Raw genomic sequence first — 22,765 nt, 5'->3', positions numbered from 1 at the left:
ACCGGTGTAAGAACATCCGCAAGGAGGAAACATCATGGCGTACGCCGAGGTCAACGGCATCAACACCTACTACGAGGAGATCGGCGAGGGCAGCCCGCTGGTCCTGCTGCACGGCGGCCTGGGCAGCGGTGAGATGTTCGGGCCGATCCTGCCGCTGCTCACCGCGCGCCACCGGGTGATCCTGCCCGACCTGCAGGGACATGGGCGCACGGCGGACGTGGACCGGCCGATCGACGTCCGCACCATGGCGGACGACACCGCGGCGCTGATCCGGTACCTGGGGCTGGAGCGGCCGGACGTGGCCGGGTTCTCGCTCGGCGGTGGCGTGGCGCTGCAGGTCGCGATCCGGCACCCGGGGGTGGTCGGCCGGCTGGTGGCCGCCTCGGCCGGCATCCGGCGCGACGCGAACGACCCGGAGCTGCTCAAGCAGCAGGGGCAGGTCAACGCGGCCGCGGCGGAGTTCATGAAGGACACGCCGATGTACGAGCTGTATCAGCGCGTCGCGCCCCGGCCGGAGGACTTCCCGCGGCTGCTGGACAAGATCGGCGAGTCGATGGCGGTCGACTATGACTACACGAACGAGGTACGCGGCCTGCAGTCCCCGACGCTGATCGTGGCCGCGGACGCGGACATGTGCCCGCCGAGCCACTTCGTCGAGGTGTTCGGGCTGCTGGACGGCGGTCTGCGGGACGGTGGCTGGGACGGCTCCGGCCGGGCGAAGGGCGGTCACGCGCTGGCGATCCTGCCCGGCCTGACCCATTACAACCTGTGCGACTCCCCGCTGTTCGCACAGGTCATGCTGGACTTCCTGGCCGCCTGACGTCTCACGAGGTCGGCACGACCGCGATGGACGCCTCGCCCCGGTCGACCGCGGCCAGCAGCTCGTCGCGGTCGGCCGGCCCGGCCGCGTCGATGACCAGCACCGGCGGCCGCTCGTCCGGGTCGAAACCGTCGAGGAACGTGGACTCCAGCTCGCGGTGGATCAGCGTGATGCGCGCGCTGCCCTCGAACCGGGAGCGGGCCTCGTGCAGGTCCGCGTCCTCGTCGACCAGGTCGTTCAGCACGGACGGGAGCGCGGTCAGCCGCACGGACAGGCGTGGCCCGTCCTGCTCGTAGACGGCCTCGAGGTCGTCCGGGAGCAGGTAGAACGCCCCGTCGTCGCCCTTCTGGCCGTGGTCCAGCAGCGCGGCGACCAGCCGTTCGCCGGGATCGCCGGTGGTGTCGACACCGATCAGGACGCTGAGGTGGGTCGGCTCCAGGGGCGGGACGGTGGTCACCCAGATACGGCTGTTCATAACGTGACAGTCAATCAGGCCGGGTGTCCGGCACGCCGTCTGGGAGAAGCGTGCCGGACACCCGGGTCCCGGTGTGAAATTGCCCCTTTCACACCGTGGGGGCGCGGTCGGCGATCGTGGGCGCCAGCTCGTCCACGATGAGCAGGTCCTTGCGGAACCGGTTCGTGCGGTACGCCGAACGGGCGACCATGTGCGCGGCGACCGGCGCGGTGGCCAGCTGGAAGACCGCGACCAGCACGAGCGTGGTCACGTCGACCGGGTCGCGCAGCCGCAGCGCGCAGCCGGTCAGGATCAGCAGCAGGCCGAGCACCTGCGGTTTCGCGGTCGCGTGCATGCGGGACAGCAGGTCCGGGAAGCGGCACAGCGCCACGCCGGCGGCCACGCACAGCAGGCCGCCACCGATCATCAGGACGACAGCGATGACGTCGATCACGAGCGGTCCCCGTCCGAGTCCTTCTCCGCGATGGACGAGCCCAGCCGTGCCACGCTCACCGCGCCGACGAAGCCGAGAATGGAGAGCACGACCAGGACCGGGAGCGCGGTGGCGTCCCGGCTGAACGCGGCCTCGGCGGCGATCGCGGCGACGACCACGGCGAGCAGCACGTCCGTCGCGACCACCCGATCGAGCACGTGCGGGCCGCGCAGGATGCGGTAGAGCGTGAGCCCGGCCGCGACGCACAGCAGCACGGTCAGTGTCACTCCGGCGGCGGTCATGCGTGGTCCTCCTCGTCGGCCCGGACGGCGGTGCCGGTCTGGGCGGCGCGCCGCACCTGGATGTTGCGCTCCGCGGCGCGTACCGGCTGGTCGTGGTGTTTTGTCGATGTCGAGCCCGCGGGCGCGGCTGTTTCCACAAGCCCAGATCCTTCCGGGGTACGAGCCGGCGCTGCGCCATCCCGCGTGCGCTCGACGGAATCGCCGTCATGCGGGAGCCTGGCCGACACCCCCGTCGCGTGCAGGATCCGGTCCTCCAGACGGACCACCGCCGCGCGCGCCTCGTCCACGTCCGCCATGCTCGACACGCCGATGACGTGCACGTAGAGGATGGCCAGGTCCCGGTCCGCCTCCACGACCAGGCTGCCGGGAATCAGTGACAGCGCGGCCGCGGTCAGCGTGATGTGCAGGTCCGAGGTCGCCCGCAGCGGCACCGCGACGATCGCGCTGGCCGGTGGCGGACCCGGCCGGATCGCCAGCCACGCCACCTGCGCGCTGGCCAGCACCAGGTCGCGCAGGAAGCAGGCGGTGAACAGCACCACCCCGAGCGGGCTGACCCGCCCGCCGAACGGCACCAGCGGCAGCGGGAACACCATCAGCGCCAGGATCGCGACCACCACGCCGCCGACGATCGTGAACGGCCCGGCGTTGCCCCAGAGCAGCAGCCAGACGGCCACCATGCCGAGGACGGCCACGGCGCGTTCCGGCAGCGTCGCGCGTCTCACTGTCCCACCTCCGGCAGGTCGGCGACGGTCTGCACGTAGGCGTCGCGTCCGATCAGGTCCTTCGCGGAGGACTCCGCGATGCCGAACAGCGGTCCGGCCAGCACGGTCAGCGCCACCCCGAGCGCCACCAGCGCTATCGTGGGCGCGACCATCATCGCGGGCAGCAGCGTCGGACCGTCCTCGGAGTCGGAGTCGGAGTCGGAGTCGGAGGACGGCGCGGAGCTCTCGAAGACGCGCTCGTCCCCGGCGGAGACCGGCACCATCGCGCCCTGCACCGAGACCGACACCGCCGGGACGCACTCCAGGGCCGAGCCCTCGGCCGGCGGCACCCCGGGCATCGCCGGGTTCGGCGTCCGCCAGAACGCGAGGTTCCACACGCGCGCGATCGCGTACAGCGTGAGCAGGCTCGTCACCGCGCCGCCCGCGACCAGCGCCCACGCGAGCCATCCGCCGACGCCGGCCGCGGCCTGGAACAGCCCGACCTTGCCGAGGAAGCCGGAGAACGGCGGGATGCCGGCCAGGTTCAGCGCCGGGACCAGGAACAGCACGCCGAGCAGCGGTGACAGGCGGGCGAGGCCGCCGAGCCGGTCCAGCGCGGTCGCGCCGCCGCGCAGCTCGATCAGGCCGGCGACCAGGAACAGCGTGGTCTGCACGACGATGTGGTGCGCGGTGTAGAAGATCGACGCGGACAGCCCGGCCGTGGTGGACAGCCCGATGCCGAGCAGCAGGTACCCGATGTGGCTGATCAGCGTGAACGACAGCAGACGTTTGATGTCGGACTGCGCGACCGCGCCCAGGATGCCGACCACCATGGTGAGCAGCGCGACCACGAGCAGCAGGTCGGCCACCCGCCCGCCCGGGAACAGCAGCGTCTCGGTGCGGATGATCGCGTACACGCCGACCTTGGTGAGCAGTCCGGCGAACACGGCGGTGACCGGCGCGGGCGCGGTCGGGTAGCTGTCCGGCAGCCAGGACGACAGCGGGAACACCGCGGCCTTGATGCCGAACGCGAGCAGCAGCATGCCCTGGAGCACGAGCCGCAGGTTGTCCGGCAGCGCGTCCAGCCGGTCGACGAGCTGCGCCATGTTGAGCGTGCCGGTGGCGGCGTAGACCAGGCCGAGCGCGGTCAGGAAGATCAGCGAGGACAGCAGCGAGACCACGACGTACGTGGTGCCGGCCCGGATCCGGTTCTCCGTACTGCCCAGCGTCAGCAGGACATAACTGGCCACCAGCAGGATCTCGAACCCGACGTACAGGTTGAACAGGTCGCCGGAGAGGAACGCGTTGGTGACACCGGCCGTGAGGATCAGGTACGTCGGATGGTAGACGGACAGCGGCGTGTCCTCCGCGCCGTCGACCAGGCCCTGCCCGATGGAGTAGACGAGCACGCACAGCGTCACCGCGGACGAGACGACCAGCATCAGCGCGGCCAGCTGGTCCGCGACGAGCACGATGCCGAGCGGCCCCCAGCCGCCGACCGCGACCGCGAGCGCGCCGTCCTGCGTGGAGAGCATGAGCAGCGCCAGCGAGACCAGCAGTGTGGCGGAGAGCGCGGTGAGGCTGACCGTGCGCTGGGCGCGCGGCCGCCGGGTGAGCAGCAGCGTGATCGCGGCGCCGAGCAGCGGAATGACGACCGGCAGCGGTACGAGGAAGGTCATGCGGCGTCCTGGTCCTGGTCGTCCGTCAGCGGCATGGCGTCGCGCTCCGCGAGCACCACGATCCGGCGGTCCTCGACGTCGTCCTGGACCTCGTCGTGGCCGGAGATGTCCCGGCTGCGGTAGGCGAGCGCGAGCAGGAACGCGGTCACCGCCAGCGTGATCACGATGGCGGTCAGGATCATGGCCTGCGGCAGCGGGTCGCTCATGTCCTCGGTCGGGACCGTGCCGACGATGGGTGTGCCGCCGGCCCGGCCGCCGCCGAGGATGAGCACGTTCGCGCCGTGGCCGAGCAGGATGACGCCGATCAGGATGCGGGTCAGGCTGCGTTCGAGCAGCAGCACCACACCGGCCGCGAAGAGCACGCCGACGAGCACGATGTACACGAGGTTCGGGGTCACGCGGTCACCTTCTCCCGATCTTGTTCTTGGGTCTCCGAGGTCTCTTCCGTGACGGACGGCTGCGGCTCCGCCCCCAGGCTGCGCAGGATGTCGAGGATCAGCCCGACCACGATCAGGTACACGCCGACGTCGAAGATCGTGGACGTGGCTACGTGCAGGTCGCCCAGCAGCGGCACGTGGATGTCCACGATCGCGGTCTGCAGCACCTGCCCGCCGAGCAGCATCGCGCCGACGCCGGTCCCGACCGCGATCAGCAGCCCGGTCCCGAGCACCACGCCCGCGTCCACCGGCGCGGCCCGGTTCAGCTCCCGGCGCCCGCCCGCCAGGTAGCGCACGGTGAGCGCCAGCGCCGCGACCAGCCCGCCGGCGAACCCGCCGCCCGGCGCGTTGTGGCCGGACAGCAGCAGGTAGATCGAGAACAGCACGATCGTGTGGAAGATCAGCCGCGTGACCACCTGCATGATCACCGAATCCTCCTTGCCGGTCCACGCCGCGAGCGCGCGTTTCGGCGCGGGCGTCTCGGCGCGGCGGCGCAGTGCGGACGTGCGCTGGAAGATCAGGCTGGCGACGCCGGTCGCGGCCACCACGAGCACGGAGATCTCGCCCATCGTGTCCCAGGCGCGGATGTCGACCAGGATCACGTTCACGATGTTGGACCCGCCGCCGTAGCTGACCGACAGGTCCGCGAACCGCTCCGAGACCGGCGTGGCCGTGCGCCCGCCGCTGGTCACGAACGCCATCCCGGCCGCGGCCAGCCCGACCGACACGCCCAGCACGATCCGCCACCGCCGGGACGCGCGCAGCGGCCGCTCGGAGAACTTCGCCGGCAGCCGGCGCAGCACCAGCACGGCCATCACGATGCCGGCCGTCTCCACCAGCGCCTGGGTGAGCGCCAGGTCAGGCGCGCCGTGCAGGATGAACAGCATCGACACGGCGTAGCCCGCGGCCCCGGCCAGCACGAACGCGGCCAGCCTCCGCTGCGCCCGCACCGCGCCGATCGCGGCCGCGATGATCGCCACCCCGGCCACGGCCTGCAGCGGCGTGTCCCAGACGCGGAACTCGGTCGGCCACGGCGCGCCGACCGCCAGCACCGTCCCGGCGATCACCACCAGCACGATCAGGATCACGCCGAGATAGCCGGGCAGCGAACCGCGCTGGGTCGCGCCGGTCAGCTCGACGGCCAGCCGGTCCACGCCGCGCAGCGCCTGCTCGTACACCCAGGCCCCGGCACTGATCTTCTCGCTCTTGACGCGGTCGCGCGTGAGCCGGAAAACCCCGTAACCGCCCGCCAGCGCGAGCACGGTCAGCCCGAGCGGCAGGCTCAGCCCGTGCCACAGCGCCAGATGAACCCCAACACCGTCAAGCATCAGAGGGTACGGCTCCAGCGCGCTCTCGATCGGCCGTGCGGCAAGACCCCCGGCAAGGCCGGCCGCACTGAGCAGCACCGGCGCGGCCAGCAGTCCCGGACCGGGCGCGTGCGGGTGCTCCACCGGCACGACCCCCGGCTTCGTGCCGAACGCACCCCACAGGAACCGCAGGCTGTAACCCACGGTGAGCGTCGCGCCGAGCACCATCGCGATCAGCGCCGCCGTGTCCGCCGGCTCGCCGGTCGCGAACGCGGCGAACAGCGCCTCCTTGCCCAGGAACCCGAGCAGCGGCGGCGCGCCCGCCATCGACGCGGCCGCCAGCGTGGCCGCGACCGCGAGCATCGGCAGCCGGCGCCCGAGTCCGGACAGTTTGCGCAGGTCACGGGTGCCGGTGGCGTGGTCGACCGCGCCCACGGTGAGGAACAGCGCGGACTTGAACAGCGCGTGCGCCAGCACCAGCGTCAGCCCGGCCAGCGCGGCAGCCCGCGTCCCGGCGCCGAGCACGGCGACCAGCAGGCCGAGTTGACTGACCGTGCCGTACGCCAGCAGCAGTTTGAGGTCGTGCTGCCGCAAGGCGGCGAGCCCGGCGAAGATCAGCGTGGCCAGTCCGGCGCCGACCGTCAGCAGCTGCCAGGCGAGCACGCCGGCGAACGCCGGGGCCAGCAGCGCGACCAGGAAGACGCCGGCCTTGACCATGGCGGCCGCGTGCAGGTAGGCGCTGACCGGCGTGGGCGCGGCCATCGCGGCCGGCAGCCACGCGCCGAACGGCAGGATGGCGGACTTGGCCAGCGCGCCCGCCAGGATCAGCACCACCGCGACCGTGCCCCAGGTGCCGGCCGGCGGCGACTGGGCCAGCTCCGACCAGCGGTGCGTGCCGGTCCCGGCGCCGAGCATGACGATGCCGACCAGCATGGCCAGGCCGCCGAGCGTGGTGACCAGCAGCGCCTGCATGGCCGCACGGCGGGCGACCCGGCGGCCCGGGTCGGACGCGATCAGCAGGTAGGACAGGACGCTGGTGAGCTCCCAGAACACGTAGAGCAGCAGCAGGTCGTCCGCGAGCACCAGCCCGAGCATGGTGCCGGCGAACGCGACCAGCAGTCCGGCGTGCCGGGCCTGCTCGCCGCGGTCGCCGACGTAGTGCGCGCAGTAGGCGAGCACGAGCGCGCCCACGCCGCCGACCAGCAGGACCAGCAGCCAGGAGAGCGTGTCGAGGCGGAACGCGAGCGAGAGGCCGAGCTGCGGGATCCACTCCACGGTCTCGGTCGCGGTCCGCCCGATGTGCGCGGCCGCCCAGACCGCGGCACCGGCGGGCGCGAGCGCGACCAGATAGAGTCCGCGGCCACCGATCGCGCGCACCAGCGCGGGCGCGATCAGGGCGACGGCAGCGTGGATCACCAGCAGAACGAGCACGGGCCCCCCGGGCGTCTGTGCCGGGGTTGCGCCACACCTGTGTGCAGGTGGCGAACGCGCCACCCGGCGCCGAACGATGTCAGCGGCAAGTCTTTCCTCGCGCCTTGACGGTACACGCTCAGCGATATGTCAGTTACGTGACAATCAACTTTGCCGACGCACCCGCTGTTTCGGGCGTGGACGCGGGGTCCCACAATGGGCGCCATGATCCGCTTTGTGCTCAACGTCCTGTGGGTGATCTTCGGCGGCGGGATCGTGCTCTTCCTCGGGTACGGCCTGGCAGCCCTGATCTGTTTCGCGCTGATCGTCACCATCCCGTTCGGTGTGGCGTCGTGGCGGCTGGCCGTCTACTCGCTCTGGCCGTTCGGCCGCACGATCATCCCGAAGCGCGGCGCCGGCCTCGCCTCCGGCCTGGCCAACATCCTCTGGCTCATCCTGGCCGGCTGGTGGCTGGCCCTGTCCCACATCACCGCCGGCATCGCGCTCTGCATCACGATCATCGGCATCCCGTTCGGCATCGCGAACCTCAAGCTGGTTCCCGCCGCGCTCTGGCCGCTCGGCCAGGAGGTCGTCGACACGGACGACCTGTCGGCATGACGCACCCGCATCAGGCCCCCCGCCACCTGGACGCACGCCCCGAGCTGCGCACGGTCGACCTTGACGAGGCCCTGGCCGACGCCTGCCGCACCCCGCAGGACATCCTCGACCTCGCCGCCACGCTCCGCATCGACATGGACGACGTCCGAGGCGGCGACCTCCTCCAGCGCCTCCTGGCCCGCGCCCGCCGGGCCGGCAAGGTCCGCGCGCTGCTCAAGGCCGCCCACGACCGCTGGCCCGACCGCGACGACATCGCCTGGCTGCACGCCTCGATGCCGGGCGGTTTCGCCTCCCGCTCCCGATAGAAGCCCCGGTGCCTCAGGCGTTCCGCACGGCGATGACGCGCAGCACGCCTGAGGCACGGGGTCCGGCGATCAGGACAACCAGCAGATCACGGCGTCACCGCAGGCGGCGGCGCGGGTGAAGAAGTCACGGATGCCGGGCAGCCGGTCCGCCAGCGTCGGCAGGGCGGCCGGCGTATACAGGTGATACAGCCCGGCGCGGCGCAGCTCGGCGGCGGTGACGCCGTGGATCAGCTCCTCCGGAGTCAGGTCGCGCAGCGCGGCCGCGGCCGTGCGGACCTGAGCGGGCGTGAGGTAGCAGGGCGGGTCCGAGTCCCACTCCTTGTCCTCCGCGGAGGGCGCGGCGAACGGCTCCTCGCCGTAGACCACGTCGACCGGGAAGTCCCGCCGCCGCAGCAGGAAGTCGATGCCGGCCCAGTCGCCCTCGGCGCCGCCGCGGGGGCCCTCACCGTCGACGATGAACTTGCGGACCGCGGCCAGATCACCGCGCAGCGGCTTCAGATCCGCGGGCGCGGCCCGCATCCACTCTCCAAAGAGTCCCATGGCGGGAGACCTTAGAACACAGGTACGACAAATTCCCGCGGCCCCTCACACGTGCGACAGCATGAACGCCAGGAGAAAACCCGCGCAGGTCACGATGCCGCTCAGCGGTCCGGTGTCCTTGAACGCCACCGGCATCATCGTGTCCGCCAGCATGGTCAGGATCGCGCCGGCCGCGAACGCCTGCACCACCGCGATCGTGCTCGCGCCGGCCTGGCCGAGCACCGCGTAGCCGAGCGCGGCCGACACCGCGGAGATCACCGCGACGCCCAGCCACAAACCCATGATCCATCGTGCGGAGCGGCCGGACGCGCGCAGGCCGACCGCGGCGGACAACGACTCCGGCACGTTCGACAGGAAGACGCCCGCGACCACGGCCACGCTCACCGAGCCGCCGCCGAGCAGCGAGACGCCGATCGCGGCCGACTCCGGGATGCCGTCCAGCATCGCGCCGAGCACCAGCGCGAGCGCGGCACCACCCGCGGCCGCGGTGGGATGCTTACGCTTGTCGCCGCCGCGCCGGTCCAGGATCGCGTCCCCGGCGAAGAACGTGAGCGCGCCCGCCACTATCCCGGCGCCGGCCGGGAGCGCACCGGCCTCCTGGAACGCCTCCTCCACCAGGTCGAACGCGATCGTCGAGATCAGCACGCCGGCGCCGAACGCCATCACCACGCCGACCACGCGTTCCGGCACCGGGCGCACCAGCCCGAGCCCGGCCCCGAGCAGCAGCGCGAACCCGCCGACGAACCCCCAGAACGCGGCCTCCAGCATGGGTCACTCCTCGGAAAGGTTCACTGCACCGCGAACGCGGCCTGGTCGTCGGCCGGGTTGAGGTCCGGGACCGGGGCGCCGCCGAGCGCGCGCCGGTACGCCACGACCGAGCCGGCCTCGGCGCCGGGGCCGCTGCGGCGGGAGACCAGCAGCAGCCGGACCTCCTCGCCGGCCTCGAGGTTGCCGATCCGGCACTGGACCGGGGACGCGCCGCTCGGCGGGGGCATCGAGGGGAGCGGGGACGGGGACGCGCCGGCGGGGACGGTCCAGGGGACCGACCGGCCGGGCTCGGCCGGGACCGCCCACGGCGGGGCGGTGCGCACGGACAGGCACTCGCCCCAGCCCTGGCCGCGGGCGGCGAGCGTGACGCCGGGGTCGAGCGACAGCCACGTGTCGTCCGCGATGACCGGGCCGCGGTTGCCGACCGTCACCGTGATCGTGCCCTCGTCGTGCTCGTCGAAGGTGAGGTTCCCGGTCCGTACCCACAGATCGGCTCTTGATCGTGACGACGGATTCTCCAGGGGAGTGAACGACGGCAGCCCGCCCGCGAACTCACCGCCGCCGACGTACCAGAAGTCGGCGTCGAGCGACCGGGTCCACTCGGCGAGCTGGTCCGCGTACGGCTGGAGGTCACCGATCGTGATGGTGATCGGGCCGCCCGGCGGGAACCGGGCCGCGGACAACCACTGCACGGTCGCGCCGGTGGTCGTGGTGATCGTGCCGATCGGCACCACGCCCGCGCCGGAGCGGGTGAACGCGACCGCGACCTCCGGCCCGGCCGACTCCTTCAGCACGCAGCGCAGGATGACGATCGCGTCCTCCGCGCTGTCGCCGTCCACATCGCCGTGCGTGATCGTGGTGGCCCACACGTCCCCGATGGACGGCGTTTCCGTGGCCGTGACGTCGCTGGTCGGGCAGGTCCAGCCGTCCGGGACCCGGGTCAGGGAGAAGGCGTGCAGGTCACCGATTGTTATCGGGCCCTCCGGCGTCGAAGGCGACGAGGGCGACGGCGGCGCCTCGACCGCGGCCGGGACCACGGCACCCCCGGACGGAGGCGTGTCCGGCAGCATTCCCGCGTAGACGATCGCCGGCGCGGCTATCAGTGCGGCCGTGAGCAGCACGGCCGCGACCATGCCGGTCTGCCGCCCGGCCGAGCGGCGCCGCTTCCGTCGTCTCGGCGGCGCCTGGGGGTTGAGGTTGCCGAAGACGACCCCCAGCCCGCTGTCCTGATCGTCCCTTCGCCGCGCCATCCCTCGATGCTGCCAGGCCGAGGTTGCGGCCCGGTCGCGTCCCGCCGGGAATGTCACGGGTTTCTCATTCGGCTCACCGGGAGCCCCTTACGTCCGGTATTGTGCCGCGGGCGGCGCCGGCGCCGGGCCGAGCGGCAGCAGCCAGCGCTCGTAGATGCGCTTCCAGGTCCCGTCCGTGCGCGCCCGCTCCAGCACCCCGTTGACGAACCGCACCAGGTCGTCGTCGCCGAGCGGGATGCCGATGCCGGACGGCTCCTCCGTGATGCCGGGCCCGACGATCTCGGTGCCGCGGTCCTGCGCCGCCAGCGCCGCGAGCAGCACGTCGATCGTGGACACGGCGTCGACCTGGCCCTGCTGGAGCAGCACCAGGCAGTCCAGCGTGCTGTCCGTGGAGACCGGGACCGGGCCGCTCGGCTGCTCGACGATCTTGCGGATGCTGGTGCTGCCCGCGGTCGCGCAGACCTTCCGGCCGCCCAGGTCGTCGAACGACCCGATGCCCGAACCCTTGTTGACCAGCAGGCGCTGGCGTGAGGTCAGGTACTCGGTGGAGAAGTTGACCTGCTGCCACCGCTCACACGTCATGGTCATGGTGCGGATGACGATGTCGACGTCGCCGCGCTCCAGCACCGGGATCCGGTCCGCCGTGGTGATCGCGCGGAACTGCACCGCCTCCGCATCGCCGAAGATCGCGCGCGCGATCTCCTTCCCGAGGTCGATCTCGAACCCGGACAGCTCGCCGGTGTCCGGGTCGCGGAAGCCGAACAGATAGGCGTTCTGGTCGATGCCGACGCGCAACCGGCCACGTTGCACGATCTCCGCCATCGTGGACCCGTCCGGCATGCGGCCCGGCGCGGGCAGCGCGCCCTCCGGCCGCAGGCTCTGCCGGGGTACACAGGCCGGCGGCGACGGCGCGGGGGAGAGGCTCGCGGCCGGGTCCTTCACGTTCACCGGGACCGGGACGCGGGCGCTCACGGCGGCCTCCGGCTCCTCCGCCGGGACCGGGCCGCAGCCGGCGAGCATCATCATGACGGCGGCAGTGGCAAGGAGGCGCATTCTCATCGATATTCCCCGATCCGTCGCGCCATTCCGGCTCCCACGCCGGCCAGCGTCAGCACCGTCAGCAGGATCACCGACACGTCCGCCCAGCGCAGCGTGCCCCGCGCGGCCCGCGCCCGCTCGTCGAACCGGCCCTGCGCGGCCCCGAGCGCCTGATCGATCTCGGTCTCCCAGCGCGCGAACACCGCGATCTGCCCGGTCGGCTCCGGGCCGGTGGCGAGCCGCACCGCGTCCTCGTACCGGCCCTCCGCGTCCAGGTCGCGCACGGTCTGGTGCTGCAGCATCCAGTTCGCCGCGGCCTGCTGCGCCTCCGTGATGTCCTGCCGGTCCTCGGACTCCCGCCCGGCCCGGTCCAGCAGGCCGGAGGACACGCCGAACGCCTCGGTCAGGTGCTGCTCGAACGCGCCGCCGTCCCCGCGCGCGACCAGCATCAACGCCTCGTCCGCGCGTACCTGCAACGCGGTCACCCGCGCCTCCGCCAGCAGCTGCGCGTCCGCGGAACCCTCCTGCCGGCCCGCGTCCACGAACGACGCGGAGCGGCTCACCGCGCCGGTCACGGCCAGACAGGAGATCAGCGCGGCCGCGGTCGCCACCAGCAGCGGCGGACTCAGCAGCCGGTGCGTGCGCCGGGTCAGCCACACCTGCGTGCCGGCCAGCGCCGCGATCAGCGCCAGTCCCAGCAGTAACAACACCCACGGGAAGACGCTCGCCTCCCGCTGGCCGTCCTGCAGGCGGGAGCGGGAGACCTCGTACACCCGTTGCGCCGCGGGCAGCAGCACGTCCCGCAGATGCGCGGACGCCTCGCGCAGATAGGCGCCGCCGAGCGGCACGCCCTGCCGGTTGTAGGCCCGCGCGGTCTCCACCAGGCCCGTGTAGACCGGCAGCTCCCGCGCGATCTCGTCCAGCAGCGGCGCGGCCTCGCCGTCCGCGTCCCGCTGCGCCTCGGACAGCGCGGACGAGGCCCGCGCGATGTCGTCAAGATAGCGTTGCCGCAGGTCAGCGGGCTCGGTGCCGCCCGCGAGGAACGCGATCGCCGCGGTCGCGTCCGCATCGGACAACGCGCGGTAGACGGTCTGCGCCCGCGTGTTCAACGGCCCGCTGACGGTCGCCACCTCGGTCACCACGGCGGCGCGCCGCCGCACCGTCGCGACGCCGGTGACGCCGAAGATCAGCGCCAGCGCGACCAGCCCTGCCGCGGCCACCCCCAGCCGCCCAGGACTCGCCTTCCACACCCGCGCCCATCGTGCCCGGATCGACATGCCGCCAACATATAAACCAACGTCAAGACCGGAACTTCCCGCTTCCGCGGTGGTCCGGCCCGCATGCTCCCGCGGGCTCTCGTTCGCGTGTCCCCGGCCGCAGAACAAAAACCCGCACCTCGTTGACCGGACCGGCCGGCGGGACCCCGAACGGTCCGGTCAACGAGATGCGGGTGGGCGTGGGCGGCTCGCGCGGCCCGGACTCGCGTGCGGTGGCCGGGATCCGGCTTCCGCGACCGGGATTCGTACCCGGGATGTGTGCTTCGGATCTGGCTCCTTGCGCCGGGATTCGGGCTCCGCCCTCCTGACCCGAGGGCGGAGCCCGCCGATCCGGCCGGGCGGTGTGACTCCCGTGCCGGTCGTCCGGCCCCCGCCGCCTGCCGTTCCTCAGGCGGCGGGGAAATCCTTCCCGCCACCGGTCGTTCCCCGGTGGCGGGCGATCTGTCCGGCCGGTGCGCGGCCTGTCAGGTGTCGTTCCCCGGCGACGGGGATTCATTCCGGTCCGTGCGGTCCGGCGGGTGCGGTTCCCTCCGTCGTGGATCGGCGGCGGGAACCCGGCCGGCGCGTCCTCGTGCGTCAGCGTCCCCCATGTCGTTGTTGCGACATGGGGGACACCCCGATCACCGGTAGCGGGTCAGCGCTGACCCGGCGTGCGGCGCCGGGAGCGCGGCTCGGTCGCGGAGACCACGGCCGCGAGCAGCCCGGCCGAGGCCGCGCCGACCAGCAGCCACGGGGCCCCGAGGTCCGGCACGGCCGTGGCCACGCCGAGCGCGGCCGCGCCGCCGATGCCGAGCACCACCGCGGTGACCCGGCGCGCCGAGTCGAACGCGCGGGCCAGCGCCCTGCGTCCGTCCCGGCCGGCCGACCAGACGAACTGGATCAGCATCAGCACCATGATGATCAGCGCGATGCCGCCGGACAGACGCGCGGTCTCCGCCAGGTCGAACGTGACGCTGGCGTAGGCCGCGGCCGCGCCGAGCACGCCGGTCAGGCCGATCCGGGCCATCGGCCAGCGGACCGTCCCGAGCCCGGACGACACGATCGTCACCGAGCCGGTGTGCGCGTTCCACGACGTACCGGTGCCGCCCGTCATCGCCGACCAGTCCGGCGCGGTGGGCCGCATCGTCCCGGTCATCGAGGACGGACCGCCGCGCGCCCACGGCTTCGTGCCGAGATGCTCGTCGGACAGCTTCGGCACCGGGCGCGGCGGCCGGTACGACGGCGGCGTCTGCACGTCCGCCTCGGTCACCTCGATGACGTCGGACCCGTCCGGGCCCGGCATCACCGGGATGTCGCCGCGCAGCGACTCCACGAACGAGACGATCGGCTCGTTCTCGGCCTGCGCCGCGCCGCTCGGTCCCGCGGGCAGCTCGAGAGCGGCGGTCCGCCCCCAGCCCCAGCGACGGCCGGCCGGCTTCTCCTTTTCCTTCTCCTTCTGCCGTTGCGCCTCGAGCTCCTCCGGAGAGGCACCGGTCGGGTTGCCCGACCAGCCCAGCGCGAGCGCCTTCCGGGGCTGCCCCGGAGCGGCCACCCGGGTCGGCGTGTCCGTGCCGTCCGCGTCCGCGCCGCCCCGGCCGCGACGGTGCCGCGAGCCCTGCGTGATCGCGGCCGTGGCCTGGAACGCGGGCTCGTCCGGCATCGCCGCGACCGCGGCACGTGCCAGCTTGTCCGCCTCGGACCGGTCCTTGCCGTTTTCCACCAGACGCGTCGCGACCAGGTGCTGCAGGTGCGGGTTACCCGGCTCGGCCTCCAGCGCGGCCCGCGCGGCGGCGAGCGCCTCCTCGTTGCGCCCGGCCGCGGCCAGCGCGTCGCTGGTCACGGCCAGCACGGCCGCACCACCCGGGTTCAGCTTGGCGGCGGTCTCGGTCGCGCGCAGCGCACCCGGGACGTCCTCCAGCGCGATCCGGATCCTGGCCATGAGCAGCCACACGTCCGCATCGGACGCGAGCCGTGCCATGGCCGGCCCGGCCTCCGCGAGCGCGGCCGTCGGGTTGCCCGTCGCGAGCAGGATCTCGGCCCGGCGCAGCGCCGACCGGTCCTCCTTGCGGCGCGCCTCCAGCGCCTCCTCCTCCGCGGACTTCTCGTCCTCCTTGGCCGCGACCTCGTCCTTCGCGTCCTTCACCGGCGGGACGTCCGGCGTGGTGAACGCGGTGGCCTGGGTGAGCGTCGGCAGCTTCGCCTTCGGCTTCCCGGTCCGCTCGGCCCTCCGCACCGCGACCTCTGCGCCCGGAGCCGCCGCCTCAGCCACCGGCTGCGGACCCGCGACAACCTGCTGCGGAGCCGCACCGGACGCCTGCTGAGCCGGCGCGACCGGCCGCTGAACCGGGGTGACCTGCTGCGGAGCCGCGCCGACCGGCTGCTGAGCCGGAGCGACCTGCTGCGGAGCCGGCGCGACCAGCTTCGGCAGGTTGACCTCGGCCGCCGGACCGGAGACCGCCGCGGACGCGTCGACCTGGACCGGCCTGGCGGGCGGGCCTGGCGGGCGGGTCGATGGGTGTGTCGATCGCGGAGACGGCGTTGACCGGCCTGGCGGGCGGGTCGATGGGTGTGTCGATCGCGGAGACGGCGTTGACCGGCCTGGCGGGCGGGTCGATCGGCGTGTCGATGGCCGCGACGGCGGGCCGTGCGACCGGCCTGGCCGGCGGGTCGATCGGGGTGTCGATGGGCGCGACCGAGGGCCGGCCGGCAAGCCGCGCGGGCGGGTCGATCGGGGTGTCGATCGGCGCGACCGCGGGAGCGTTGACCAGCCTGGCCGGCGGGTCGATGGGCGTGTCGATAGGCGCGACGGCGGGAGTGCCGCCACGGTGGGCGCGAGAATCGGTCGCGCCACCCGCCCACGAGGGCGGGTCGATCGGCGCGTCGATGGGCGCGACGGCAGGGGTGCCGCCGCGGTGGGCGCGAGAATCGACCGGCGTGCCGCCGCGGTGGGCGTGCGGGTCGGCCGCGCCATCCGCCCAGGAGGGCGGGTCGATCGGCGCGTCGATGGCGGAACCGCCGTGGACGGCGCGCGGGTCGCCGGCCGTGGACGCGCCGTCGGCCCAGGTGGGCGGGTCGATGGGTGCGTCGATCGCGGAGCTGCCGTGGTGGGCGCCCGATCCGGCTGCCGCGCTACCGGCCCAGGTGGGCGGGTCGATGGGTGCGTCGATCGCGGAGCTGCCGTGGTGGGCGCCCGATCCGGCCGCCGCGCTATTCGCCCAGGTGGGCGGGTCGATCGGCGCGTCGATGGCAGCGCCGGATGGTGTACCACCGTTCCAGCCCTGCGCGCCGCCGGTCGCACCCGAGGGCGCGCCGCCGTTCCAGGCACGCGGATCGTCGGCCGGACCCGAGGATCCGCCGTCGTTCCAGGCCTGCGCGCCGGCGCCCGTGGGGCCGCCGTCGTTCCAAGCCTGTGCGTCGCCGGCAGCGCCCGTGGAGGCGCCGCCGTTCCAGCCCTGGGCACCGCCGGTCGCACCCGAGGGCGCACCGCCGTTCCAGCCGTCGCCGGCAGCGCCCGTGGAGGCGCCGCCGTTCCAGCCCTGGGCACCGCCGTTGTCGCCGGTAGTGCCCGCGCCGCCGGTCCAGGCCTGGGTGCCGCCGGAGGGTGCGCCGTCGTTCCAGCCCTGCGTGCCGGCGCCCGTGGGGGCGCCGTCGTTCCAGGTCTGCGCGTCGCCGGTAGCGCCGGCGCCACCGTTCCACGCCTCGCCGGCCGCGCCCGTGGAGGCCGGCCGCGCGGACGTGTCGACGGCCGAGGCCGCGTTGTCCGCCCACGCGGGCGGGTCGATGGGAGCGTCGATGGCCGACCCCGTGACGGTACCGCCGGACCGGCCCGGCGTGCTGCCGGACGGGCCCGCGGGCGTGCCGAACACGTCGGACGCCTTGACGAACGCGTCCGCGGGCTTCGCCTGCGGCTCCGGCGCCGTGGCGGGCGTCTCGGCCTGCGTGGCGCCCACGGCCGCGTCCAGCGCGGACGGCTTCCCGGCCGCGGACGTGAAGCCGCTCCGGACCTGCCGGAACCCGCTCGGACGCGATGCCGGCGTGTCGACGTTGTCCGCCGGGACCGGGTCGGGCGTGACCGCGGGCCGTGTGCTGGGCATACCGTGCCGCGGCGCCGGGCTGCTGTTCGCGGCCTGGTCCCCACGCCACGGCCCGGCGGGCCGGAACGCGGGCGCACCACCGGCGGCCTGCGCTCCACCGGCGGCACGACGCGTCGGCGGCTTGTAGGACGACCGAGGCTCCGCCTCGTGCGCACCCTCGACGAACCGCCCCGGCGACGCGGAGGACGACGCACCGGACGCAGCCGACGTGCCGGACGGCGACGCACCACCGGACGCGTGTGACCCGGCGGACGGCGCCGAGGCGCCGGACGACGCCGAAGCGCCGGACGCGGAAGACCTGCCGGACGGCGCGGAGGTGCCGGTCGGCGAGGTCGCGGACGACGGCGAGTCGGCCACCGGCCCGGACGACGGCGACGAGGCGGACGACGGCCGCGGTGGCCGGTAGCCCGGCGTCGCCGAGTCCGGCGGACGGAATCCGGCCGTGGGCAGGTCGCGCGGCTCCTGGCCGGCCGAGGGGCCGGAATCCGGGAGGGAGGACCGCGCGCCGACCCCCGCGACCGGCGCGTGGGCAGCGTCGACCGCGTGGGCGGAGTCGCCCGCCGGCGTCGTGCCGGCCGGGTGCCGGGGCGTGAGCCCTTCCAGGCCACCGGAGATCGTCGAGTTCGTGGCGCTGACCGCCTCCGGGTTCGGCTTGGTGGCGAATGCCTGCCAGCTGCCGGTGGGCAGCTGCGCACCGGCCTGGCGCCGGGGCAGCGAGCCCCTGCCGGCCGGGCTCGGCAGCTCGTCCGTGGGCGCGAGCGGGCCGACGGCGGGGTGGGGGATGGGGGGACCGGGCGGCGGCGGGACCAGACCGGCCGCGTTGACCAGGTCTGCTTCCGCTGGCGACGCCCCCGCCGGCCCTGGTGGCGGGTCGGGGGCTTGCCGCGCGGGGCTGAAGGATTCCGTGGACATCGTCACGCCTTCCGCGGGGGGAACGGGGGTTGGGTCACCGAGCGACGCACGCCCGGTCGAGGGGTTCGCAGCAACGGTCGGCAGGGAGAGGGTGGGTCCTGAGCAATCCGGGCAACCTCACATCGGTACGGTCGCTGCCATGACCGATTCGGTGGTACGCACGGACAGCGGCGCGGTCCGCGGCCTGTCCGGAGTGTGGAAGGGCATCCCGTTCGCCGCTCCGCCGCGCGGTGACCTGCGTTTTGCCGCGCCGGCCCGCCCGGAGCCGTGGGACGGTGTACGGGACGCGCTGGAGTTCGGCCCGGCCGTGCCGCAGCCGTCGCCCGCGCCGGGCGTACCCACGTGGTTCGATCCTGATCGTGGTGATGACTGGCTGACGCTGAACGTGTGGTCACCGGATCACGGCCGCGACCCGAGGCTGCCGGTGATGGTGTGGCTGCACGGTGGCGGGTGGAAGATCGGCTGGCCGGGGATGCCGCAGTATGACGGGGCGATGCTGGCCGGGCACGGTGTCGTGGTGGTCACGGTGGCCTATCGGCTGGGGCACGAGGGTTTCGGAGACGTGCCGGGCGCGCCGCCGAACCGGGGACTGCGTGATCAGCTGGCCGCGCTGGAATGGGTGCACCGAAATATCGCGAAATTTGGTGGTGACCCGGACAAGGTGACCGTCTTCGGGCAGTCAGCCGGCGCGGCGTCCGCGGCGCTCCTCGGGGCGTACCCGGGGACGAAGGGGTTGATCCGCCGCGTGATCGCCCAGAGCATCCCGGACGGTTACGCCACCGGGCCCACGCCCGAGCCGATGCCGCGGATCGACGGCGACCTGGTCCCGGCACCCCCGTGGGAGCTGAGCCTGCACGCCGATCTGATGGCCGGCTTCAACCACCAGGAGTGGCGCACGATGGGCCCGCCGCCGCCCGGTGATCACCCCGAGCTGGCACACTTTAAGACGTTATATCCGAAAAATCCGGAAATCGAGCTCATGTCGGAGCTGCTGTTCCGGCGGCCGACCACCCGGATCATCGAGCAGAACGGCGGCCACCTCTACGACTTCGCCTGGCGCGACGGCGGCCACGGCGTCGAGCTCCCGTTCGTCTTCGGCAATCATGGCAACCGCTTCGCGGACCGCTACCTCGGCAACCCGCCGCCGCCCGAGTTCGCCCCGCTGTCACGCGCCATGCGCACGGCCTGGACCGATTTTGCCCGCACCGGTGACCCCGGCTGGCCGCGGTACGACAAAAGATCGGCCGGCCCGGTCCGCAGATGGGACACCGAGCCGGCCGACGTGCGACACCCCTACCTCAGTGCGTGAACAGCTTCGCCGCCGTGATGACGGTCTGGATCACGCCGTAACCCAGCAGCGCCGCGACCAGCACCCACGAGACGATCAGCCGGATGCCCTGACCGGCCGGCTTGCTCGTACCCTCAGACATCCTTGCTCCCCTCCGCGCCCGCACCGGCCAGCACCGGGTCGGCCGGCTTCACAGGCTCGTGGTACTTCTCCGGAACGGCCCGGACCAGCAGGTTCGCGATGAAGCCGATCGCCAGCACGCCCACCATGGTGAACAGCGCCGGACGGTAGGCGTCCGCGGTCAGCGTGCCCGGCTTGCCCTGCGCGTCCAGGAAGCCGTTGATGATCAGCGGCCCGGCCACGCCCGCCGCGGACCACGCGGTCAGCAGCCGGCCGTGGATCGCACCCACCTGGTACGTGCCGAAGATGTCCCGCAGGTACGCCGGAATGGTCGCGAACCCGCCGCCGTAGAACGACAGGATCACGCCCGCCAGCAGCACGAACAGCGCGGTGGCGGCGTTACCGACCGCGGCCAGCGTGGCGTAGAGCACCATGCCGAGCCCAAGGTACAGCATGTAGATCGGCTTGCGCCCGATGATGTCGGACGTGGTCGACCACAGGAACCGGCCACCCATGTTGAACAGCGACAGCAGCCCGACGAACCCGGCCGCGGCGGCGACCGTCACCGTGGATGTGCCGTTCTCCCGGAAGAAGTCCTGGATCATCGGCGACGCCTGCTCCAGGATGCCGATGCCGGCCGTCACGTTGCAGAACAGCACGACCCACAGGAACCAGAACGTCGGCGTCTTGATCGCGTTCGCCGCGGACACGCTCGCGGTGGTGACCAGCGGCTTCGCGGCCACGCTCGCCGGGTCCCAGCCCTCGGGCTTCCAGCCCTCCTGCGGGACGCGCACGTTGAACACGCCGAACATCATGATCAGGAAGTAGCCGACGCCGAGCGTCACGAACAGTGACACCAGCGCGCTGCCGGACGCCACCGAACTGGAGACGGCCGGGTCGTAGTTCGGGTCGTAGAACGACAGCAGCTGCCGCGACAGCGGGCTCGCCACCATCGCGCCACCGCCGAAGCCCATGATCGCCATGCCGGTGGCCAGGCCCGGCCGGTCCGGGAACCACTTGATCAGCGTCGACACCGGCGAGATGTAGCCGATGCCCAGGCCGATGCCGCCGATGACCCCGTAGCCCAGGTAGACCAGCCACAGCTGCTTGGTGGCGATGCCGAGCGCGCCGACCAGGAAGCCGGCCGCCCAGAAGCACGCGGACACGAACATGGCCTTCCGCGGCCCGCTGCGCTCCACCCACGTGCCGCCCACCGCGGCGGACAGTCCCAGCATCACGATCGCGATGCTGAAGATGACGCCGATCGCGGTCTGCGACGCGCCGAAGTGGCTGATCAGCGATGTCTTGTAAACACTCGTGGCGTACGCCTGCCCGATGCACAGATGCACCGCAAGCGCCGCCGGCGGAATGAGCCACCGGGAATACCCCGGCGGCGCGATGGTGTGCTGGCGGTCAAGAGCGGACAGCAGCGCCATGTTGGTAAAACCTCCCCACATCGGGCGGTATCTCCCCGGGAAAATAGCCCTCCGTGAGCGCATCCGATGTCGTGCGATCGGCCAGCGGTCCCCCTCCTGAGCCGAACGGTCCAAAGATCAACATCCGATAACGAAACCCGCTGCCTGGCCTGCTCTTTTGCGCCCTTCCACGCCCCGATCAGTCCGCGCATCAGTGCCAGTACATCCGCATCGTTCTGGCACCGTGTCCCTCCGGCGATCCCTTTGTGACACCACAAACCAGATCAAGATCCAGTTCATGTTCCCGCTTCCGGCGTGGTGGCGGTCCGCACGCTCCCGCGGGCACCGGTCGTCGCTGGCGCTCCTCCCTGCCGGTCCCGCCGTGGTCCAGAAACCCCCCGCCCGTCCCACAGCCCGCCCGGCATCGCGACCACGACCCGCCTCGGCCCCGGCCGTTCCACCCTGTCGCGAACGTCTTCCGGCGTCGTGGCCTCGGTCGACGCGCCACCGGAGGCACCGACCACGCGCGCGTTCGCCGGCGCCGCTCCGCGAGGCAAGGGTTCCAGCCGCTCCCGAGAGCACCGGCTTGTCGCGAAGGCCTTTCTGGCGGCGGAACTCTGGCCCGATCCAGAGCCCTCCGCGCCGGCCCGGAAGACTTCCCCCATGTCGTCGGCTCGGTGTGCGAGTCGCCCGCCGGGCTCGCCTGGATGCACTACCCGGAGGGCCTCGGGGCCTCGCCCGCGTCGTCGGCTCGGTGTGCGAGTCGCCCGCCGGGCTCGCCTGGGTGCGCTACCCGGAGGGCCTCGGGGCTTCCCCCGCGTCGTCGGCTCGGTGTGCGAGTCGCCCCTGAGTGGTTCCTGGACCCGGCGCAATGGCCTTCCGGTGTCCGTGGTGCCGTGGAGTGCGATTCGATCCAGAGCGCTCCGCGCCGGCCCGGAAGGGCTTCGCGCGTCATGGCTCGGTGTTCGTCGAGTCGCTCCTGAGCGTTGCCGGGCCCGTGGCAACCGTGGCGGGACGAGCTGGGCCGACCGGCCCCGTACCTCCTCCTCGACGATGGATTTCCGTGTCGTGGCCATGGAGCGCGATTCGACCCCGAGCGTCCCGCCTCGGCCCCGATGGGCTTCTGGCTTCCTGGGCTCGCGAGGGGGCTTCTGGCGTCGTGGGTCAGGGCCGGAGTTCATGCCGGGCGCTGCGCGCCCGAAATTTCGGTAAATAGCATCCCGCGGCAGGCCGCATCCTCGCTCCGCCGCCGAAGGCCGACAAGGGCGACCGGCCAAGCTGCCTACTGCTCCTGCGGCACGGGCACGTCGCACCCGAAATTTGGCATTCAGAGCGACCGGCAATTGGGTGCGGCCCGCTGGTTCCGTGATCCGGGCGTCGGCGTCCCTCATGCTGTGAGAACAGCATGAGGGACACCTGGATCACGAGTCGGCGGAGCGCAGGGTGCCGCCTGAGTACCGGTCGCTCTACTGACCTTTCGGCGTCAAGGTTCGGACCCGCCGCGATCAGACGGGCACTTCGTGCCCGAAATTTCATGAAATAGCGGCCTGGAGGCCCGCCGCATCCCCACCCTGACGCCGGAAGCTCAGTAAACGTGCCACCGCAGACACCTATTGCC

General features: G+C 72.9%; 20 protein-coding genes. 4 read left to right on the top strand and 16 right to left on the bottom strand.

Translation table 11 applies throughout. The features are described 5' to 3' along the window. Positions 1–34 precede the first annotated feature (34 nt). Positions 35–820: an alpha/beta fold hydrolase gene (locus OP04_RS45900; RefSeq protein ID WP_033346365.1), complete on the top strand. Its 786-nt coding sequence runs from the start codon at positions 35–37 to the stop codon at positions 818–820. A 4-nt stretch (positions 821–824) separates the two neighbouring features. Here OP04_RS45900 and OP04_RS45895 read toward each other — a convergent pair whose 3' ends face one another. The 7 genes from OP04_RS45895 to OP04_RS45865 form a co-directional block, all read right to left on the bottom strand. Next, complete coding sequence (locus tag OP04_RS45895) at positions 825–1,295, bottom strand: hypothetical protein (RefSeq protein WP_051800086.1); 471 nt, start codon at positions 1,293–1,295, stop codon at positions 825–827. Between the two features lie 88 nt (positions 1,296–1,383). Next, entirely contained in the window at positions 1,384–1,701 is a 318-nt protein-coding gene (gene mnhG / locus OP04_RS45890) for a monovalent cation/H(+) antiporter subunit G (RefSeq protein ID WP_051800102.1), read from the bottom strand. Between the two features lie 23 nt (positions 1,702–1,724). Then, entirely contained in the window at positions 1,725–2,009 is a 285-nt protein-coding gene (locus OP04_RS45885; RefSeq protein ID WP_033346363.1) for a monovalent cation/H+ antiporter complex subunit F, read from the bottom strand. Then, positions 2,006–2,731, bottom strand: coding sequence for a Na+/H+ antiporter subunit E (locus OP04_RS45880; RefSeq protein WP_051800085.1), 726 nt, complete (start codon positions 2,729–2,731; stop codon positions 2,006–2,008). The genes OP04_RS45885 and OP04_RS45880 overlap by 4 nt, the downstream gene beginning before the upstream one ends. Then, positions 2,728–4,389: a Na+/H+ antiporter subunit D gene (locus OP04_RS45875; RefSeq protein WP_033346362.1), complete on the bottom strand. Its 1,662-nt coding sequence runs from the start codon at positions 4,387–4,389 to the stop codon at positions 2,728–2,730. Before OP04_RS45875 ends, OP04_RS45880 begins: the two co-directional genes overlap by 4 nt. Beyond that, entirely contained in the window at positions 4,386–4,787 is a 402-nt protein-coding gene (locus OP04_RS45870; RefSeq protein WP_033346404.1) for a Na(+)/H(+) antiporter subunit C, read from the bottom strand. The genes OP04_RS45875 and OP04_RS45870 overlap by 4 nt, the downstream gene beginning before the upstream one ends. Next, positions 4,784–7,564 (bottom strand): Na+/H+ antiporter subunit A, encoded by a 2,781-nt coding sequence (locus OP04_RS45865; RefSeq protein WP_051800084.1) that lies wholly within the window; start codon positions 7,562–7,564, stop codon positions 4,784–4,786. Before OP04_RS45865 ends, OP04_RS45870 begins: the two co-directional genes overlap by 4 nt. 204 nt (positions 7,565–7,768) lie before the next feature. Here OP04_RS45865 and OP04_RS45860 point away from each other — a divergent pair, with 204 nt between their 5' ends. Further along, positions 7,769–8,161, top strand: coding sequence for a YccF domain-containing protein (locus OP04_RS45860; RefSeq protein WP_033346402.1), 393 nt, complete (start codon positions 7,769–7,771; stop codon positions 8,159–8,161). Further along, on the top strand, positions 8,158–8,466 hold the full coding sequence (locus OP04_RS45855) for an effector-associated domain EAD1-containing protein (RefSeq protein ID WP_033346361.1): 309 nt from the start codon (positions 8,158–8,160) through the stop codon (positions 8,464–8,466). Before OP04_RS45860 ends, OP04_RS45855 begins: the two co-directional genes overlap by 4 nt. A 69-nt stretch (positions 8,467–8,535) precedes the next feature. Here the strand turns inward: OP04_RS45855 and OP04_RS45850 are convergent, their stop codons facing one another. The 7 genes from OP04_RS45850 to OP04_RS56660 form a co-directional block, all read right to left on the bottom strand. Then, positions 8,536–9,006: a DUF1877 family protein gene (locus OP04_RS45850; RefSeq protein WP_085067312.1), complete on the bottom strand. Its 471-nt coding sequence runs from the start codon at positions 9,004–9,006 to the stop codon at positions 8,536–8,538. A gap of 45 nt (positions 9,007–9,051) precedes the next feature. After that, positions 9,052–9,774 (bottom strand): ZIP family metal transporter, encoded by a 723-nt coding sequence (locus OP04_RS45845; RefSeq protein ID WP_033346360.1) that lies wholly within the window; start codon positions 9,772–9,774, stop codon positions 9,052–9,054. 20 nt (positions 9,775–9,794) lie between these two features. After that, positions 9,795–11,024, bottom strand: a complete 1,230-nt coding sequence (locus tag OP04_RS45840; protein ID WP_033346359.1) for a hypothetical protein — start codon at positions 11,022–11,024, stop codon at positions 9,795–9,797. 87 nt (positions 11,025–11,111) lie between these two features. Further along, entirely contained in the window at positions 11,112–12,083 is a 972-nt protein-coding gene (locus tag OP04_RS45835; RefSeq protein ID WP_033346358.1) for a glutamate ABC transporter substrate-binding protein, read from the bottom strand. Continuing rightward, a complete protein-coding gene (locus OP04_RS45830; protein ID WP_157241251.1) occupies positions 12,080–13,339 on the bottom strand; it encodes a hypothetical protein in 1,260 nt (419 codons plus the stop codon). Before OP04_RS45830 ends, OP04_RS45835 begins: the two co-directional genes overlap by 4 nt. Positions 13,340–13,973: 634 nt before the next feature. Beyond that, positions 13,974–15,551: a tetratricopeptide repeat protein gene (locus tag OP04_RS45825; RefSeq protein WP_157241248.1), complete on the bottom strand. Its 1,578-nt coding sequence runs from the start codon at positions 15,549–15,551 to the stop codon at positions 13,974–13,976. 28 nt (positions 15,552–15,579) lie between these two features. Further along, positions 15,580–18,324, bottom strand: coding sequence for a hypothetical protein (locus OP04_RS56660; protein WP_198154279.1), 2,745 nt, complete (start codon positions 18,322–18,324; stop codon positions 15,580–15,582). Positions 18,325–18,463: 139 nt separating this feature from the next. Here OP04_RS56660 and OP04_RS45810 point away from each other — a divergent pair, with 139 nt between their 5' ends. Continuing rightward, positions 18,464–19,633: a carboxylesterase family protein gene (locus OP04_RS45810; RefSeq protein ID WP_051800080.1), complete on the top strand. Its 1,170-nt coding sequence runs from the start codon at positions 18,464–18,466 to the stop codon at positions 19,631–19,633. On the opposite strand, the gene OP04_RS56655 is transcribed toward OP04_RS45810, so the two are convergent. Both OP04_RS56655 and OP04_RS45805 read right to left on the bottom strand, forming a co-directional pair. Then, entirely contained in the window at positions 19,623–19,754 is a 132-nt protein-coding gene (locus tag OP04_RS56655) for an MFS transporter small subunit (RefSeq protein ID WP_269746750.1), read from the bottom strand. The genes OP04_RS45810 and OP04_RS56655 overlap by 11 nt on opposite strands. After that, a complete protein-coding gene (locus OP04_RS45805; protein WP_232323999.1) occupies positions 19,747–21,168 on the bottom strand; it encodes an OFA family MFS transporter in 1,422 nt (473 codons plus the stop codon). The genes OP04_RS56655 and OP04_RS45805 overlap by 8 nt, the downstream gene beginning before the upstream one ends. Positions 21,169–22,765 lie beyond the last annotated feature (1,597 nt).

The organism is Catenuloplanes japonicus (genome assembly GCF_000717135.1).
GTDB classification, from domain to species: domain Bacteria; phylum Actinomycetota; class Actinomycetes; order Mycobacteriales; family Micromonosporaceae; genus Catenuloplanes; species Catenuloplanes japonicus.
Note: the sequence above shows the minus strand (reverse complement) of the source record. Positions and strands in the feature narration are given on the sequence as shown.